This window comes from Bradyrhizobium sp. Rc2d (assembly GCF_900099855.1).
Classification (GTDB): Bacteria; Pseudomonadota; Alphaproteobacteria; order Rhizobiales; family Xanthobacteraceae; genus Bradyrhizobium.
The window spans coordinates 198,646-215,428 of the sequence record NZ_FNCU01000006.1; the positions used below are offsets into that span (position 1 = coordinate 198,646).

Below are 16,783 nucleotides of genomic sequence, written 5' to 3' on the forward strand. Positions count from 1 at the left end.
AGCGCCGCGAGAGCGCTTACTTGCTTCTCATCAATCGTGATGACGACCTACCGACAGGCTATTCGTGCCGCGCGAAGTAGCGGAAGCCGTGCTGCTTGATCAGTTCGTCCCGCTTTGCGGATTCGAGATCTTCCTTCATCATCTCCCGAACTAGGCTCTCGAACGACGTTTTCGGCTCCCAGCCGAGCTTCTGTTTCGCCTTGGCAGGATCACCGAGAAGCGTCTCGACTTCGGTCGGTCGGAAGTACCTGGGATCGACCGATACAACGCACTTTCCAGTTTTAGCATCGTATCCCTTTTCATCGACCCCCGCGCCTTCCCAGCGAATTCGCATTCCAATCTCGCTGGCCGCGACATTGACGAAGTCCCTCACCGAGTGTTGTTTGCCGGTAGCGATGACGAAATCCTCTGCCGTCTCCTGCTGCAACATCAACCACTGCATCTCAACATAATCGCGGGCATGTCCCCAGTCGCGCAGCGCGTCGAGATTACCGAGATATAAACGTTCCTGCAGGCCCAAATGGATCCGCGCCAGGGCGCGCGTGATTTTTCGGGTGACAAAGGTCTCGCCGCGGACGGGAGACTCGTGATTGAACAGGATACCATTGCAGGCATACATGCCGTAGGCTTCACGATAGTTCACGGTGATCCAATACGCGTAGAGCTTGGCGACCGCGTAAGGGGAACGTGGGTAGAAGGGCGTCGTCTCCTTTTGCGGGATCTCCTGCACGAGGCCATAGAGTTCGGACGTCGAGGCTTGGTAGAAACGCGTCTTCTTCTCCAGGCCAACGATCCGGATTGCCTCTAAAATCCGAAGCGCGCCCAGCGCGTCTGAATTTGCGGTGTATTCCGGTTCCTCAAACGAAACGGCAACATGGCTTTGGGCGGCGAGATTGTAGATCTCATTAGGCTGCACCTGCCCGACGATCCGGATCAGACTCGACGAGTCCGTGAGATCGCCGTAGTGCAACCGGAACGGCGGGTCCGGCTCATGCGGGTCAAGGTAAAGGTGATCGATTCGGTCGGTATTGAAGAGGGAGGTCCGGCGCTTGATGCCGTGGACCTCGTATCCCTTCTGTAGAAGAAGTTCGGCCAAATAAGCGCCGTCCTGGCCGGTGACGCCGGTAATAAGTGCTCGTTTCTTTGTCATATCAGTCCCAAAAATGGAAATCTGTGCTTACACGGAATTGACTTGGCTAGGGAGGGTCAAACAGTACGAAAATCAAGCTTAGATTAACGGCAGCTTGGCTGCAGCGGGTGTGCCAAAGGTCCTCCGCAGAGAAAAGCTGGATCGGATTGACGACAGCTTTCAGGCTTGGCCCGGTAGTCGGCCAATAGCCTAGCTAGAAGGCGGCGACGTCCCGTGTCCACCGTTGTGGATCTGTGCCAGACTCCGCGCGCACGATGATGTACCGATCCAGCGCATCGACTAGCGGCGTCACGACCGGGCTCAGATTATCGAGTACAAGGACCGCTCTTCCCTCACGCACAAGCAGCACGAGGTGGTGCTCTCCGGTTGCTCGAATGATGACCTCGGCGAGAAGGACTGATGAGCTGGGCCAGCCGGATCGCAGCAGCAGATGACGCTTGGTGACGGCATAGTCGCCGCAATTGCCTTCGTAAGGGAATATCTGCCATTCTGCATCATTTCGACTTGCGGGCGGATTCTTTGGCGCTATGCCGAAATTCACCGTTGAATTGATCTGGGCGAGTTCTCGCCAGCGTTGAATTGAGGAGCGGAAATCTCGAATCCTGCGATCATCGTGGCGCTGGCAGTCTTCGGGATATTGAATGCAGAATTGAGAGAATGAAAGCGGCGGTGCCACCGCTTGAGTTTCATGGTTTGAATAGGCTGGCTGGCTGCAAACGCAATACATTATGGCCAGCATGCGCATAGCATGTCTGATCATTGAAAGTCGCCTGATCATTCCGATTTCTAGTCGAAGTATATTGCGCTGCAATGGAAGCGCTATGACAATTATGAGGCGGTCGATGCACAATCGTGGAGCAGTCCGCGTGCTCGATCTCGACCGGCTGAAGTCGACCATGGCGAAGTCCGTCGCCGTGCAACGTCTACCCCTAAGGACACGAAGGCCGCCCGCCGCGGCTATGAGAGCATCGGGCTTGGAGCGATTTCGCCGGAAGGTGAGGGAGGATGGAGACGTTTAGCATGGCGGCTATTCGTGGGTGCTGAGGTTCGGCTTGTCCTTGGCCGTCCTCGTTATCAGCAAGCGGTGACGACCGTGCTAGTGTTGGTTACTCACTAGCATAGCTAATCGTACCTCCCATCGTCCTATCCTTAGACGACTATGGCGCTAGCGTCCGTGTAAAGCCTCGTCAGCAAGAACTCTTCGAGGAAACTTGGCGCCGCTTGGCTGACCTTTGCGGCTAGCAACGTGGGCAAGATCCACCATATTCGAGCGTCGGAGGTTGTTAATTTCCTTCAGCAACAGTAGGCGTCGAAGCTGAGCTCCGTTCAGGAGTGATTCAAACAGCGAGAGGATCTCGCGCGCCTGAACGTAGACCTCCATGCTGATGGCGTGTTGATCGAGGCCGTACGATCGAAGACGGGCTTCGATGTCGCGCGCAGCAGAAGCGTCCAGTTGCCAATCCAGAGCGTTATTGATGGTGTAGATTTCGGCTACATCCTGGAAGTCAGGGGCAATGCCAGCCAGGTCGATGCGGCGAAGCGTCATCTCGATGGCCTTCTGGCGGTAGATGCTCAGGAGCCTGTGCCGTAGTACCCGATAGCGCTGCATCTCCCAGGAGAGCTCGGCGATATCGATGGCGAGAAGCCATTCGATGGCAGATTGAGGGTTGATGTCGCGGAAGATTGCGACCTGAACCGCATGATAGTGGTCGATGTTCTCTCCGGGCAGAAGTTGAGGCGGAGGACACAGCGCCTCAAACTGAGCCGGCAAGATGCTCGCCGATTGCGGTTGAGTTAGGTTGACAGGATCATTCATTGACCTCGCGCCTCCGATGGCGGGCTTGACGTCAGTGCAGCGACGTTTGCTCCGTTCGTCAGATGCACGGGGCTGGCATCCCAAAGTTCCTTCGCGATCGGCAGCGGCGAAATTTGCAGGTTGCTCCACCAGGCTCTTTCGTTTCCGTGCCGATGCAGGGATTGATGATGGGATCGGCAAAGCGGGACAGTGAACTCGTCGCTGACTTTGCGCCCCAAGGTCCGCGGTTGAGCAAATTTCAGATGATGCGCGTCAGCGGGGCTCTTCTGGCAGACCAGACAACCCTGGCTGCGGATGAAGGCGAGGTGATCCTTGCTTCGCCTCCGAGGCGCCTCTTTTGGGAAGGCGAGGCCGACCTGCTCTCCGGAAGAGGCGTTGGCAGGCGCGTGAACGTCGCTGGTTGTCTCGAATGGGCGTTCCTCAAGTAGAGACCGTTCGACCGCTGACATGGGCCGCTGATCTGCTAAATCGATGTCGGGAAGGGCGGCTTCCTCGAACCTCTTCTGGTAGGAGGCCTCAAGAATGCGGGCGTCCGCCTCCAGGAGCGTGTTCTTGAGGGGCAGGGTGATCTTGGCCCAGGCAAGCAGCCCGTCACCGCCCTCCTGGAGAGCAAGCTCGCACAAGAGCCGGTCCAGGAGCTCGGCAGAGCGTTCAGGCGGCAGAACTGGTTGCCGATTCAGGACGGCCTTAGGCGATTTTCCCTTCGTTCCTGGCGCGGCCTGCGGCTCGGTGGCAGCGGGAGGCTCTGTAACCACGTCGGGCGCGTCTAAGTCATCCTCCCCGGCGATTCCGACCAAGGCAAAGAGGGCATACCGCCGAGCGTAGGTGAGCGCGGCTCCCATCCGGTGCGGTGCCTCAACGTCCTTGCTGGTGCAGACCGGAAGGTCCGACGAGATCCACTCTCCTGATGCATGGGCAAGCAGGGTGGTGAGGTGGATCTGGCCCGTGACTTGCTCAGTCCGGGTCGTCTGGATGGTGGCGATCTCCTGCTGGCTTAGCGTCTTGCGGACGATGTCCAGTCCAGAGGCCAGCGAGGCATAGCGGAAGGTTCGGTCATCCTCCCGAGGGAAGGGAGACCGGATCACGGCGGTCAGGGTCTTCTCCGGATTCGTCAGTTCGGCCTGGGCCCGGGCGAGGGCGGCTGCGATGGTCCCGATGCGCTCACTGGAGCGGTGCATGCGAATCCTCCACCGCTTGAGCTTCGAAGCTGATCGCCCCGGATTTGGAGCGCTTGGCCTTAATCCCGTGCCCGGCGGCCTCCTTGGCATCCTCCGGCATGAGCTTCTTCAGGTCTGCCTTAGCGGTCTCATGCTCCCCGTGCGCGTCTCGGGTTCGTAGATAGGTGCCCGCCAGCTCCGCCCATTGGTTGGAAGTCGACATGTCGACGACTTTCACCGCCTCGAGCCTTGGCCGAGGCGTCTCAATGTTGAAGAGCATGGGCGGCTCACCGCCCTGGACGCAGCGCCAAAACTTCTTCTCGGCCGTCAGAAGGAGATGTTGGTAGAGCGGGTCGGCGTGCACCTTGATCTCGACCCACTTGCCGCCGCCAGTGATGATGGAGAGCACGGAGTTGCGGGCGGCTGTCACCCACATATTGTGCTGCAACTGGGCCATGTGTTTCTCGGCCGCGGCTTCCTCAGTGAAGGCCCAGGGCAGCATGAACTTGGCTTCGAAGACCGCGCCGGTCTGCTCGACGGTCCCATCCAGCGTTGCTGCCATCCATTTGTGTACGGGATGGCGAACGCGCTTCTGGATGTCCTTGATCGTGTGACCGCTTGCCCGTTGATACCAGGCGCGGTTCAAGACCTCTGTCACTGTCCCGAGCTGAACGATCAAATTGTCCGAGAGATCTTGCGGCTCTGTTTCGCCGCGTTTTTCACGCCAAAGTCGGATGAGGCTCTCTTGGTCATCCCCCATGATAATGCGGGCGTCCGAACCGCCGATGAAGTGCCGCCGGTCGTTCGAATTGAACCTGATGATTTGATGCTGTGGCTCGGCCGGGCCGTCACTCTGTACGCTACGCACGTGTATCTCCTACTCCAGGAACAGCAGCGCTCCTCGCTGCACTGCCTGAAGCCCCGCGTCTGCGAGGTGAGATACCGGCGCTGCGATCGCGCCCGGCCGACTCAGTAACGCTCCAATCGCAGCGGAATGCCAGTCCTTTTTGCAGCAATCTTGTTGCTCATGTCGCTAGAGATTGTTGCCGATGATCGGCAAAGGAAAAGCCCCAGACGAGGGGATTTGCGTGGGACCCGGTCTCGTCCGAAATTGACAAATCAAAGCCAAAACGGGTGAGGGGCAAGTGCAAGAGAGCGGGCGGCATGTGGTCTTCAAACGCTTTGAGCCGCGTTCGGCCGGTCCTTCCTGAATGCATGGAAGCCACGAACGTCCCACGATCGTCACTGTTTCTCGATCTGCGGCTTGAAGTCATAGCCACTTCGAGGGAAGTCTCGGGAAAAGAGTGAGACCCGAGTAAAAAGTGGCATGGCGTCAGAACGAAAAATTACAGCGAATCGGTCGAACGCCAAACGAAGCACGGGTCCTAAAACGGACGCCGGTAAGGCGCGGTCGAGCCGCAACGCCCGTCGGCACGGTCTCTCGCGCCTGAACCCGGAAAACGATGTCAGCTCCAGCGTATTGCTCGGTGCGATGACGGCAGGTCTCGCACAGCAACAAAGCTCATTCGACGTGGATGATCTTGTCCGTGCCAATCTGTGGCTCGGTCGCATCCGCCAAGCCCGCCATGACATGCTGGTTGCATTGATGGAATGCCCGAGCCCTAAGTTAGCGAAGCGTCTTGCCGGATTGGAGCGCTATGAGAGGCCGGTCCGGGCCTCGCAACGGCGTGTCCTGAGGCGCTGGCTGAAGCAGGGATGACAAAAGGGACAGGCGGACGGCTGGACATGTTGCGTTTAGAGAGCTCGCCGATTCCCACGTCCCGCCGATTGTGCGAATTGGGAGAACTCAGTCCTACTCTAATCGTGCACCATTCGAGCAAGGAGGCTGGCGGCGTCGTGAAGCCGTCCAGCTTCGTAGACAAGCTGCTCGATACCCGGAGCAGAGCTTCGCATTCAGTCCGCCCGCCCGCGCATTCGCCGTTTCACCAAATTGATAAGCGAACAGCGCATGAAGCCGGTCGCGGTGTGTCGGGAGAGTGGCGCGGTGGTAACATGATCTGTCTTGGATGAAGCCGGTGCCTGCTTCGCCTTCGGTCATGATTGCGTTCTCTATGCCAAATTGCTTAGGACACTCGCCTCGCTTGCAGATGCCGGTCCGAAGTAGAGGGCGCGCGTTTGTGCGAGCGCTTCATCATGACATGCCCCGCGGAGTTGCGGTCGGCATCGGTTATGATGAGGGACTCCAGCGGATCAGTAACTGTTTCGCAGGTAAGGCCAGATAGGATGTAGCTTTACTGGCCAGCCATGAGATTGCCAATGACTTCCCATCGCAACGATGAATTAGCTACTCTCGCTCGAAAAACTGCAGCCAAGCAACTCTATATTGAAAACCAAATCATTTTGATTGAGATGCTCGAACGTGACGGACACGATATGCTTGAGCAAAGAAAAAGGTCTCGCCAAGGAGCAATCGGACTTAGCAACACAGATCGCGCGACAATGTCGGATGCTATGGACAATGTGCACATTGGGCGAATGAGCTCGTTGTGGGCTGCAATAAAATGATGGAACGTCGAAAGCTGGAGCGCATCGATGTGGACGAGGTCGCCTACATTTCAGGCGACGGCGCCAGCTTACGCTGCCGCGTGGTCAACATGTCGGAACAAGGAGCAGCAGTTGAGCTTTCGTCGAAGCTGCACGTGAACTCCACATTCAAACTGATGCTCGAGAAAGATCGCATCATCCGAAGTTGCCGCCTCGTCTGGTCGAGTGGCAATCTTATCGGAGTCTCGTTCGAGGATCTTTGAGGCGGAGAAGCTTTATTTATAGCTCTGATGAATTTTTCGCGGTGTTTTCGCTGGTGTGGATAGGCGATGTCCAACAATAGACTGGAAATCCGTCCGTGGTCACCCGAGGAAGAACTGCAACTTCTTGCGCTATTCGATGGTGGCATGACTGCAAGCGAGATTAGCCAGCGGTTGGGCCGCACTCGTCTGGCGGTCTACGGTCGATTGCAACGCTTCCGCAAGCAGCAAGGTCGAGTAAGCCGCACTAACGGACGTGCCTTCGCGCAATGGCCCGGTTAGTCGAAGGTCCCGGCGATCAAACGGCCGCCAGCGAGGCTCTATACCGCCAGTTTGCTCCGGTCCCTCAAGCCTCCCAACCGGAGCACGCGATCCATTTCCGCTCCTGAGGGATAGGACATAGCGGCGACTAGTGGTTGAGCTCCACTTTTTCGCCCCAAAGCTAACATATCCGACAGCTTTCCGGCGAAGACGCTTTCGACCAATTGCGGGCATGTGAGCATCGTTTCCGGACTGTTCGCGCAAAATGCGGACTTAGGTCCGTGTTCTGTTCTCTCTTCCTAATTCGCGGCAGCGCTAGGGGAACGAAGATAGTTGTAGCTTATGCGATCGGAAAACGTGCAGGAGAAGCCGCGAACGATTGGTATAGGGTAGCTCATGGAGCTCCACACCGCGAAGGGTAAGACCTAGTTCGGTACTGAGACAGAAGGTGAAGCGATGCATGAGTCGCGCCTGGTGAGCCACGCAATCGAGAAATATGTTCCGCCTCGAGCGGGAGAAGGTCCTGCCGTCCGGAGACAGGCCAACGCGATCAAGCGTGCCACATCAGCGAAGTGACGGCAGTAGCCACTAGGCGAATGAGTATGTCTTCAGCCACAGAGGTTTTCATGAAAGCTAGATTGCCTGCAACGTTGCAGCCCGTAGCTTGCCAAGACCTAATTAGATTGGGAGGCAAGGGCGACGGCGGATATCTGGTGTCTCGCACAGATGTTGTTCGCTCCGATTTCCTTTTGTCTTTTGGTGTTAATTGCGATTGGAGATTTGAGAGCGATTTTGTGAATATCAATGATGTTCCTTTGGACGCATACGATGCCTCTACCAACGCTAAGCTCTTTATCAAAAGAGCGGTTAAGGCGTTGCTAGACTTCAAGCCGAAATTGGCATTAGGACTTCTATGGAAATTGCGAGCTTTCCGGGTGTTTTTCAACGGGCAAAGGCGGCATGTTGCGAAGTACGTTGGCCTACCGATTGGAGGAACGCATTGTACGCTCGATGACGTCTTTTCGCGGGTTACTGCTTCGAATGTATTCGTGAAAATGGATATTGAGGGGAGTGAATACAGGTGTCTCGATTCAATCGTGCGCAATCGGACTCGAATTTCTAGCGTCGTTATCGAGTTCCACGAGGTTGATCTTCATCTCGATCGGATCGTGAGTTTTGTGAATGATTTGAAGTTTAATCTGTTGCATGTTCACGCCAACAATTGGTCTCCGATCAGCGAGGACACGCCCCTCGTTATTGAGCTAACGCTCTCCAAAAACAGCGTGGGCGGGGCTAAAGTCGTAAGTCTCCCATCTGCTCTCGATGCCCCAAACAATCCATCTGCGCCCGATATCGAGATTGCGTTCGCTTGAAATTATGAAATAGCCGACGTTCCGGCTGAGATGGAGCCTATAACCTGCCTGAGCTGCCACTGCGTGTTTCCTCTAGATGGAGCTAGAGTCCGGCCCCGAAGAAGAACGGACGAGATGAAGCGAGCAAGGTTTACAGAATAGCAGATCAGGAGCGGTGAACAACGTGGCGAACCGAGAGCCAGGGGTGGACGTTCCCGTCATAGGAGCGTTGCAGGGCTTTGAGAAAGAAGTTTGATTGGCAGTGAAGGTCGAAGGGACGGCCGTCGGCAGCCTAGGGAGCGAAGTCGTAGGGTAGCTTATGTGATCGGAGAGCGTGCAGGAGAGCCGCGAACGATTGGATGGGGGTAAGCCATGATTCCTAAAATATTCCACCTCACAAGCAAGAGTAAGAAACTGTCTTCGACCGCGCAAGGCAATGTCGATGTCATAAGAGCCTTCTATCCAGACTACAAAATACTGATCCATGACGACGATGACATACTGCAATTCATCAAGAAAAACTATCCTAAGTATTATGAGAGCACGATCTCCCGGATGCCCAAATTCATTTGGGTTGTCGACACTGTCCGATACCTCTTGATGGATCACTGTGGTGGAGTTTACTGCGACACTGACGTTCTATTCAGAAAGAGATTTGAATTTGACGAGGGAGTCATTTTTGTCGAGCGGGAATGGACTTGGCCCAATGATCGTTCGATCACCAATAGTGTGCACAACTGCCTATTTGCAAGCGAGCCGAAGCATCCCGTTTGGACAGATATCCTCAATGGAGTTACCCAGAACGTTCGAGCCGTGCAGTCACCTACTGCGCAAGCGGGCCGATTTGCAAAGCAAGCAGTGGCTAATCTGCTAGGAAAATCAATTTATCCGTTGGTCTTTGGTGTCACCGGACCAAATGCTATTTCGAAGATCATCACCCAGAATGGTTCATTGAAGAAACACAAGGACATTCGGGTCGTTCCTGGAAGTCAAATCTTTCAAGCAGGAATGAGCAAGGGAACGTTGGAAGGATCCTCCTTCGTGCATGGGGCTGCCGGAAGCTGGCAATAGCTTCAAGATGCCGCGGTCGCTTTCGCCTTCCTGTCCGGTTGCGGCCCAGGCCGTGTGAAAAGGCTCCGTTTGCTGTGATTCGGGCGATAAGATTCCCTGCGATTTTGCGGGGCATCTGATGAAGCGCTTTGTTGAAGGGGTGGATCGTAAGCGTAGCGCCGAGGCCCGTCGGATTGTTTGTGCGGAGTCTTGAGAGCACCGTTAGAAGAGTCATCTTCAGCAAGGGTGCTCACAATGGACGACCATTCGGACGACCTAAGACGACCGTTGTCGCCGCGTATCGAAGTGTATGCTGGCGCAGGTCGCAAGCGGTGGCCGGATGATTTGAAGGCACAGATTGCCGCGGATAGTCTCGAGCCGGGGGCGGTTGTCACAGACGTCGCCCGTCGCCATGGCTGCCGGCCCCAACAGGTGCATGACTGGCGGCGCCGGGCGCGTTTGGGCCAGTTGGTGCTGCCGGCTTCGGCGGATACGCTGTCGTTCGTGCCGGTGGTGTCGGAATCGGCGCTACCGGCGGCCGCAGAGCCTACCGGGTCGCCGGAAGCAGCCATTGTGACGGTTGAGCTCCAGGGAGCACGCGTGGAGGTGCGGGGGGCGCCTGGCCTTGCTGTGTTGAGTGATGTGTTCTTAGCGCTTCGACGGACACGTTCATGCTGACGCCGCCTGCGAGCCTTACGATTTACGTAGCGACGCAACCTGTGGACTTCAGAAAAGGTGCGGAGGGCTTGACGCTGTTGGCGAAGGAGACGCTGGGCCATGACCCGATGAAGGGCGTGGCGGTGGTCTTCCGTGCGAAGCGCGCTGACCGGGTGAAGATCGTCGTCTGGGATGGCAGCGGCCTTGTGATGTACTGGAAGCGGCTCGATGGCAGCGGCTTCAAATGGCCTCCCATCGTGGCCGGCGTGATGCGGATGAATGCCGCCCAGCTGTCGGCGCTTCTGGCCGGCATGGATTGGACGCGCATGCATGCGCCTCGCGACGCGCAGCCGAAAGCACTTGCGTAAAGATACAAATCTTCGCTGCATCGGGGCGCGAAGCATGGCAGACTCGGAGCAATGAGTGATTTGCCTGATGAGCTGCCGAGCGATCCGGCCGAGTTGCGCGTCTTTGCCGCGGCTCTGCTGGATCGCTGCGCCAGGCTCGAGCGGTTGCTCAAGCTTGCAAAAGATGCGCAGTTCGGTCGGTCCTCGGAAAAGCTGGACGCTGATCAGCTGCAGCTTGTTCTGGAGGATATCGATCAGGCCGTCGCGGCCCTCGAAGCAGCCGAGGATCGCGCCAATCCCAGAGTTTGCGAGAAGAGGACGGCCGCGCGCAGGGCCAACCGTGGTCAGTTGCCGGAGCATTTGCCGCGCATCGTCGAAACCCTGATGCCAGCGGAGACTTGTTGCCCGTCTTGTGAGGGCGACCTCTTTGAGATTGGTTACGATGAGAGCCAGAGGCTGGACGTCGTACCGGCGCAGTATCGTGTCATCGTCACCCGCCGGCCCAAGCTGGCCTGCCGCGCCTGTCACGGCGTCGTCCTCCAGCACGCCGCTCCCGAGCGACTGATCAGGGGTGGATTGCCCACTGAGCGGCTGGTCGCGCATGTGATCGACGCCAAGTATCATTGGCATTTGCCGCTTTACCGCCAGGCGCAGATGCTGGCGACGCACGGAATAGCCCTGGACCGTTCCACGCTCGCCTTCTGGGTCGGCTATGCCGCCCAGGAATTGAAGCCCTTGTGGCATCGTCTGCGCGAGCTTCTGCTCGCCTCTTCGAAGCTCTGTGTCGATGAGACCCCCGCACCGGTGTTAGATCCGGGGCGCGGCAGGACCAAAACCGGCTACTTCTGGGCGCTGTCACGCGATGACAGGCCCTGGGCCGGACCTGACCCACCTGGCGTGGTTTACGCTTATGCACCGGGCCGTGGGGCCGTCCATGGCTTGAGGCTGCTCGAAGGCTATCGCGGCATCATCCACTGCGACGGCTATCAGGCCTACAAGACCATGACCCGAGAGACGCGTGCGGATGCCCTGTCCGGAACGCTCGCCTTCTGCTGGTCGCATCTACGGCGCCAGTTTGTGAAGATCGAGCGCGAGGCTGCTCCGGCGCCAGCTCCGGTTGCCCGCGAGGCGCTCGCGCGCATTGCCCAGCTCTACGCGGTCGAGAAGGCACTGCGCGGCCACTCTGCTCCCGAGCGCTGCGCCGGCCGACAAGCGCATGCCCGGCCTCTGGCTACAGCCTTGAAGCAGTGGTTTGAGGCAACGCTTGATCACCTTGCGGGGAAGAGCGACACGGCGAAGGCTTTGCGTTATGCGCTACGCCATTGGAACGACCTGACGCTCTACCTTGATGACGGGCGCATCGAGATGGACACGAATGCGGTCGAGCGTGCGATGAGGCCGATTAAGCTCAACGCCAAGAACTCCCTTTTTGCCGGGTGCGACGAGGGCGCCGAGAATTGGGCAGTTCTGGCTTCGTTAATCGAGACCTGTAAGCTCAATGGCGTCAGTGCCGAGCACTGGCTCACTGATGTTCTCGCGAAGCTCGTCAATGGTTGGCCTGCGGCGCGACTGGACGAACTGCTCCCTTGGGCGTCGATCTACACGATGCTTGCACACGATCCGAGGCTGGCGGCATGAGCCTGAACACGACCGCGGTCCGGATCAAGGTGACCCTCAAGGACGTGAAACCGGAGGTGATGCGTCGCCTTGTCGTACCCGTCACCCTGCGCCTTGATCGGCTGCATCTGGCGCTTCAGGAGGCATTTGGCTGGACGAATAGCCACCTCTTCGAGTTCTTCGCTGGTGAGGTCCGTTGGGGGATTCCTGATCCCCACAACGATTACGGCCACCAGCCCATGGATGCCAGCAAAGCGCGGCTTTGCGATGTCGTTCGCGAGACGGGCGCCAAGACGATCCATTATCTCTATGACTTCGGCGACAGCTGGGACCATGTGATCAAGCTCGAAAAATGGTTCGACAACACCACGGCAGAGGGCCTGCCCCTCCTGCTCGAGGCAGCCGGTCGTTGTCCTCCGGAAGACGTCGGCGGTGCGCCGGGTTATGCCGAATACCTCGAAGCCATCGGCGATCCCACCCATCCAGAGCACGAACATATGCGCCTCTGGGGCCCGGAGCGGTTCGATCCCAACGTCGTCGACCGGAAGGCGCTCGAAGCCGCCGTCAACGCGTTGTCCGACACATGGAAACCGCGGCGGCGCGCCACGCGAACAAAATAGGCGTCAAGCGCCATTCAAAAGGGCCGCAGAGCTCCGCTTACGGTGGATCGGGGGCAGAGCACGCTGTTTCCGTCGTCGCTCGATGACTATGTGAGCGATGACAATCCGGTCCGAGCGGTCGACGTGTTCGTCGACGGTCTCGATCTCGGATATTGCGCTGGCATTCCCGCTCCAGCCGTCGGCTCGACGGAATCCGATTGAGATAGCCGTAGATGTACAGCTTGAGCGTAGTGCTGGGATGGTAACTCGGTCGGCCGGTGTCGAGTGGCTGGACACCGACGAACCCCAACTTGCGCACCTTGGTGGGAGTCTCCGCGGTCTTTGGACCTTGATCCACATATTGAGGATGTTGGTGATGAGGTTCTAATGACGCAGGAACGCCGTCAGTCAAAGATTGGTTGAACGGCGCGGTCCGTTGTGGGTCAAAATGCGAAGGATCTCAGAGTGAGCAAATCCAGTCCGCTCCGCCCTAAGAAGTTGACCTTAGCGACTTGTGCCGCGACTTCGCTGATGGGCCATTTCCGGACATACCATCATCGGGCTGCAGCAGCAGAACGGGTGAGAGCATCAGGCTCCGATCAATAGGGATATTGATGCGGGCACACCCAGTTGCCGTAAGTGTCGTGGTAGCAGCGGCTGTTGGAGTAGCCGTAAGCCGCAGCGCCAGCCGCGGCGGCGCCGTAAGCCGCCCCGCGGTAAACGCCTCTGCGGACCGCCGTGCGCGCTACCGGACGACCGGGTATCGGTCGATAGACGTGCCTGACGTGAGCGACCCTGGCACCGCCCGCATGGACCCGAACGCCACCGCCACGGCGCGCCAGCGCCTCATCGGGAATCAAGCTTGCGCAGAAGAGCAGGAAGGCCGCCAAACCGATAAGGGGGTAACGAAGCATGGATGTCCTCCTGACGATTGGGTGTAGTGCACCACATCGCCGGGCCTGCTCGCCACCGCCCTACAGCGTCATTTGCCGGGGAACCGCATTGTGAGCGAAACAGCACCCGACGGAGATTTCATACTCTCCCAGTTTGCGTTCAAGGTCAATCAATCGACCTGACATTTGAGCTGCAGGAATACGCGTGCGGCGCAAGGCGCTCGGTCCTTACCGTCATACGGCTGAACGCGGCAGGGCCATCGGACTGCGTTCAAGCCGGCTCCTGACAATCCTAGCCAAAGTGGGCATGACAGCGCGGTCTTGCACTTTTGGAGTCGGGCACGTTGAGACAAATGGAGGCAATTATGCGCGAGCTGTTTCGGGAAAGAGGCGTAAGACTGTTCGACCAAGGCGGCCTGAAAGACCTATTCGACCACGTCAGAAATCTTCTTATGGCAACCGTAATAATCGCTGCGGGCGCCCACGTCATCAAGCAGGCTGTCACCATTGAACTGCGTGGTGTTCTCTATGACGAGTTCGCAGGATACGTCGTGTTAGCGATCGGGGCGCTGCTCGCGGTCCTCAATGCGTTGAACGGATTGCATCAACTCAACAAGCAGCACTGGCATATGGGAATCCGAATTGCCGTAATAGTTCTGTACGTTGTTGCAACCGTGCGCCTGATTCAGTTCGTCGTCGCGTTCCGTACGGGCTAGCGGCGCGGCCGCCTTGCCTTAGGATACCGCGGCCAAATTACGAGATTGAAGAAGCAGGGTATGAGGGGGTGAGGGTCCTCCACACCGAACGTCCGCTTCGGGGTCAAACTGAGAAATGCTCAACGCGAGCAATTCGCGTCCGCTAGGCCCCTCGGAGTAAACTTCTAATGAGGGAGCGGCAGCTTCGCCTTCGGGCCAAGAGCGGACCAAGCGTTGGCACTCCCGTCTTCAGGCTGACGTCTGTTCCTTCTTCGTCAATCTGCTCGCCTCTGACCGGCAAGCCTCCCGACAGCCAGAAGAAGAAGATTGAAGAGAACGCGAAACAGGATTTGGACCCGCACCACGGCGTCTCTCCGCGATACAATACGCTCGAACTTGAGGCGTACGAAGCAGCCAACCGCCCCGCGTGAAGATGTGATCAGTGACCGCTCAGCACCAGCGTCTTGACCGGCAGCAGCAAGGCCTGGATGCGCAACAGAAGCGCATGCACGAGCCCCGTCGCATCGACGACGTGCAGGGCAAATCCCTTCAGTGCGCCGGTCTTCGGATCAGTGATCAAATCGTGGTTACTGGTGTAGGCATTGACGATGCAGCTGCTGCCTGGCGTGACGCCTTCAAGACCGTCCTTGTAGAGCGGCTCCAGGAACACGAGGATCGTGCCCGGCTGCCGCAGACTTTGCGGATCGACCAACTGCTCGCCGGAACGGAATTGACCGGCCGCGATGTAGTCCTGAACGCCGGTGATGACCAGCGGGATGATCACCCAAGGCTTTGAAATGCAAGTCGCCTCGGCAACCATGCCTGGTTTCATGACCTGGGCTTCGATCTGGCCAAAACCAGCCTGCAGCACGCTCCGGCCGGCACCTTCCGGGATCAATATTCCGGCCGGTCGCATCATCTGATTGACGACATCGCCCGTGCGAAGGAGAAACTGCTCGACCCGTCCGTCAACACCGGCACGAATGTAAGTCTTATCGAGGTCGACCTGCGCCTCCGCCGTAGCGGCCTCGGCACTTGCCTTCTCGGCGGGCAGCTGCGTGGAGACGCGCAAGGCAGCAGATTCCCTAGCAGCGTTGGCGGCATCGATGCCGGCTTGCCTTTGGTCGACGGTAACTTGCAACTTCTCAATGTCGCGTTGCGGCACTATGCCGGGATTGCGGCGCTGCAATTCGCTCTTGGCTTCCAGCTCGTCTTTCGCCTGCTGATGGTAAGCCTTCGCCTCCCCGATCTGGGCTTCCGCCTTGACCACATCGGCCCGTGCGCTGATCAGTGATGCATCGACCTCCGCGACTCTTCGCTTGGCCGTCTCAAGCGCGGCCTGTTGCTTAGAGCTGTCCAGTCTGAAGAGAACGTCGCCCTTCTTCACTGGAGCGCTGAAATCGACATTGACCTCGGCGACACGGCCGGCCGCTTCGGGGAGGATGGGCATGGTGCGGAAGTAGATCGCTGCAGAGGTGGTCGAGGGATGGTAATAGAAGATCATGGTGATCAGCGCGACGGTGAGCATCAGGCAGCCGGTAATGCCCCACCTCAGTTCGTACCAGATCGAATAGAACGTGATCTCCTTGCCGAAGCGCTTGCCCTGCCGATAGCGGCGAAAAAGGTAGTCCGGAAGGATTGTGACGAGGGAGCAGAGGAGGAGCTCAAGCATGGCCCCGCGCCTCCTCTTTCGCGGCATTTCTTGTGTCGGACTTGCCGGTCGATTCGGCTTCAGATGCTGTTTCAGTCGAACCCGAAGTGGCGTCGGCGATGCGCTCGACCGAACCGGCGATGGCCCGCAGCGGGGTACTGAAGTCCGGCAGATCGACCATCGCGAGCAGAAGGCCGGCGACCCAGAAGATATGCATGTGCGTAAAGAGCGAGATCAGGCCGAGCACCGCGACGATCTCGAACTGCAGCTTCTGCGATTTGTGCGCCATGCGCTCCGGCAGACTGTGCAGCTTCCAGTACAGCGTGCCAACCCACAACACGGCCGCCACCAGGAAAATGCCCATCACCACCATCAGGGCGTCCGACCCGTCGGGGCCGGGGACGAAGAACGGCAGATGGTGTGACGCTGCCGGATGTATCTGTTCGCTCAAGCTCGTTCTCCTTACCCGAAGACCGAGGGGTCCTGTCAGGCCCGTGCGGAGATGGTTCCCTAATACTGGAACTTAATCAAGGACCGTGTTGAGGGCCAAGGAGCTCCGTTAGCTTCCGTGAGCAAGGAATGGTCCGCTTGGGGTCAATAGCGCCGGTTTGAGCCTCGGCGAATGACTTCCGCTCTGCCCCACACTTCGGACATGTCCCTGCGCCGGGCAAACGGTCGCGAGGGGCGAGAACAGGGCATCTAGCCTCAAGAGGTGTGTAATTTTAGCCGCTACGGATGATCCTCGTTGAGGACGTGCGCGCCGTTAGAGTGCT

Annotated in this window: 20 protein-coding genes and 1 pseudogene; 12 read left to right on the top strand and 9 right to left on the bottom strand. The window is 58.1% G+C overall.

The genetic code is table 11. The features are described from left to right. Positions 1 to 58 precede the first annotated feature (58 nt). From gmd to BLV07_RS11390, 5 genes are all read right to left on the bottom strand, one after another. Positions 59 to 1,150, bottom strand: a complete 1,092-nt coding sequence (gmd, locus tag BLV07_RS11370; RefSeq protein WP_091884560.1) for a GDP-mannose 4,6-dehydratase — start codon at positions 1,148 to 1,150, stop codon at positions 59 to 61. Positions 1,151 to 1,343: 193 nt separating this feature from the next. Beyond that, the gene (locus BLV07_RS11375) at positions 1,344 to 1,910 is read right to left on the bottom strand and encodes a transglutaminase-like cysteine peptidase (protein WP_091884565.1); all 567 of its coding nucleotides are present in this window, start codon (positions 1,908 to 1,910) and stop codon (positions 1,344 to 1,346) included. A gap of 405 nt (positions 1,911 to 2,315) precedes the next feature. Further along, entirely contained in the window at positions 2,316 to 2,966 is a 651-nt protein-coding gene (locus tag BLV07_RS11380) for a hypothetical protein (protein ID WP_244551065.1), read from the bottom strand. Further along, entirely contained in the window at positions 2,963 to 4,144 is a 1,182-nt protein-coding gene (locus BLV07_RS11385; RefSeq protein WP_091884569.1) for an ERF family protein, read from the bottom strand. Before BLV07_RS11385 ends, BLV07_RS11380 begins: the two co-directional genes overlap by 4 nt. Next, positions 4,128 to 4,991: a YqaJ viral recombinase family protein gene (locus BLV07_RS11390; protein WP_091884572.1), complete on the bottom strand. Its 864-nt coding sequence runs from the start codon at positions 4,989 to 4,991 to the stop codon at positions 4,128 to 4,130. Before BLV07_RS11390 ends, BLV07_RS11385 begins: the two co-directional genes overlap by 17 nt. Before the next feature lie 459 nt (positions 4,992 to 5,450). Here BLV07_RS11390 and BLV07_RS46065 point away from each other — a divergent pair, with 459 nt between their 5' ends. From BLV07_RS46065 to BLV07_RS47470, 11 genes are all read left to right on the top strand, one after another. Next, positions 5,451 to 5,843, top strand: a complete 393-nt coding sequence (locus tag BLV07_RS46065; RefSeq protein WP_143035385.1) for a hypothetical protein — start codon at positions 5,451 to 5,453, stop codon at positions 5,841 to 5,843. A 557-nt stretch (positions 5,844 to 6,400) separates the two neighbouring features. Beyond that, the gene (locus BLV07_RS11400) at positions 6,401 to 6,649 is read left to right on the top strand and encodes a hypothetical protein (RefSeq protein ID WP_091884579.1); all 249 of its coding nucleotides are present in this window, start codon (positions 6,401 to 6,403) and stop codon (positions 6,647 to 6,649) included. After that, entirely contained in the window at positions 6,646 to 6,891 is a 246-nt protein-coding gene (locus BLV07_RS11405) for a PilZ domain-containing protein (protein ID WP_091884584.1), read from the top strand. Before BLV07_RS11400 ends, BLV07_RS11405 begins: the two co-directional genes overlap by 4 nt. Before the next feature lie 66 nt (positions 6,892 to 6,957). Next, a complete protein-coding gene (locus BLV07_RS46070) occupies positions 6,958 to 7,170 on the top strand; it encodes a helix-turn-helix domain-containing protein (protein ID WP_143035386.1) in 213 nt (70 codons plus the stop codon). A 605-nt stretch (positions 7,171 to 7,775) separates the two neighbouring features. Beyond that, positions 7,776 to 8,522 carry an FkbM family methyltransferase gene (locus tag BLV07_RS11410; RefSeq protein WP_176945475.1) on the top strand — a complete coding sequence of 249 codons (747 nt, stop codon included), beginning with the start codon at positions 7,776 to 7,778 and terminating at the stop codon, positions 8,520 to 8,522. 351 nt (positions 8,523 to 8,873) lie between these two features. Beyond that, a complete protein-coding gene (locus BLV07_RS11415; protein ID WP_091884592.1) occupies positions 8,874 to 9,572 on the top strand; it encodes a glycosyltransferase family 32 protein in 699 nt (232 codons plus the stop codon). Between the two features lie 234 nt (positions 9,573 to 9,806). Then, positions 9,807 to 10,229, top strand: a complete 423-nt coding sequence (gene tnpA, locus BLV07_RS11420) for an IS66-like element accessory protein TnpA (protein WP_091884596.1) — start codon at positions 9,807 to 9,809, stop codon at positions 10,227 to 10,229. Further along, entirely contained in the window at positions 10,223 to 10,576 is a 354-nt protein-coding gene (gene tnpB, locus BLV07_RS11425) for an IS66 family insertion sequence element accessory protein TnpB (RefSeq protein ID WP_091884601.1), read from the top strand. Before tnpA ends, tnpB begins: the two co-directional genes overlap by 7 nt. 51 nt (positions 10,577 to 10,627) lie before the next feature. Beyond that, on the top strand, positions 10,628 to 12,193 hold the full coding sequence (tnpC, locus tag BLV07_RS11430; RefSeq protein ID WP_091884605.1) for an IS66 family transposase: 1,566 nt from the start codon (positions 10,628 to 10,630) through the stop codon (positions 12,191 to 12,193). After that, positions 12,190 to 12,792 carry a plasmid pRiA4b ORF-3 family protein gene (locus BLV07_RS11435; RefSeq protein WP_091884609.1) on the top strand — a complete coding sequence of 201 codons (603 nt, stop codon included), beginning with the start codon at positions 12,190 to 12,192 and terminating at the stop codon, positions 12,790 to 12,792. The genes tnpC and BLV07_RS11435 overlap by 4 nt, the downstream gene beginning before the upstream one ends. Positions 12,793 to 12,834: 42 nt before the next feature. Beyond that, the gene (locus BLV07_RS47470; protein WP_176945462.1) at positions 12,835 to 12,993 is read left to right on the top strand and encodes a hypothetical protein; all 159 of its coding nucleotides are present in this window, start codon (positions 12,835 to 12,837) and stop codon (positions 12,991 to 12,993) included. Here the strand turns inward: BLV07_RS47470 and BLV07_RS11440 are convergent. Together BLV07_RS11440 and BLV07_RS11445 are read right to left on the bottom strand one after the other, a co-directional pair. Further along, positions 12,941 to 13,081 (bottom strand): annotated as a pseudogene (locus BLV07_RS11440) (transposase); the annotation flags it as partial. The gene BLV07_RS47470 and the pseudogene BLV07_RS11440 overlap by 53 nt on opposite strands. Positions 13,082 to 13,370: 289 nt before the next feature. Further along, positions 13,371 to 13,685: a hypothetical protein gene (locus BLV07_RS11445; protein ID WP_091884613.1), complete on the bottom strand. Its 315-nt coding sequence runs from the start codon at positions 13,683 to 13,685 to the stop codon at positions 13,371 to 13,373. Positions 13,686 to 14,029: 344 nt separating this feature from the next. Between BLV07_RS11445 and BLV07_RS11450 the strand changes: the two genes are divergently transcribed. Beyond that, positions 14,030 to 14,380 (top strand): hypothetical protein, encoded by a 351-nt coding sequence (locus BLV07_RS11450; RefSeq protein WP_143035388.1) that lies wholly within the window; start codon positions 14,030 to 14,032, stop codon positions 14,378 to 14,380. Positions 14,381 to 14,798: 418 nt separating this feature from the next. Here BLV07_RS11450 and BLV07_RS11460 read toward each other — a convergent pair whose 3' ends face one another. Together BLV07_RS11460 and BLV07_RS11465 are read right to left on the bottom strand one after the other, a co-directional pair. Beyond that, positions 14,799 to 16,031: an HlyD family secretion protein gene (locus BLV07_RS11460; RefSeq protein ID WP_091884625.1), complete on the bottom strand. Its 1,233-nt coding sequence runs from the start codon at positions 16,029 to 16,031 to the stop codon at positions 14,799 to 14,801. Further along, a complete protein-coding gene (locus BLV07_RS11465; RefSeq protein ID WP_091884629.1) occupies positions 16,024 to 16,461 on the bottom strand; it encodes a hypothetical protein in 438 nt (145 codons plus the stop codon). Before BLV07_RS11465 ends, BLV07_RS11460 begins: the two co-directional genes overlap by 8 nt. Positions 16,462 to 16,783: the final 322 nt, after the last annotated feature.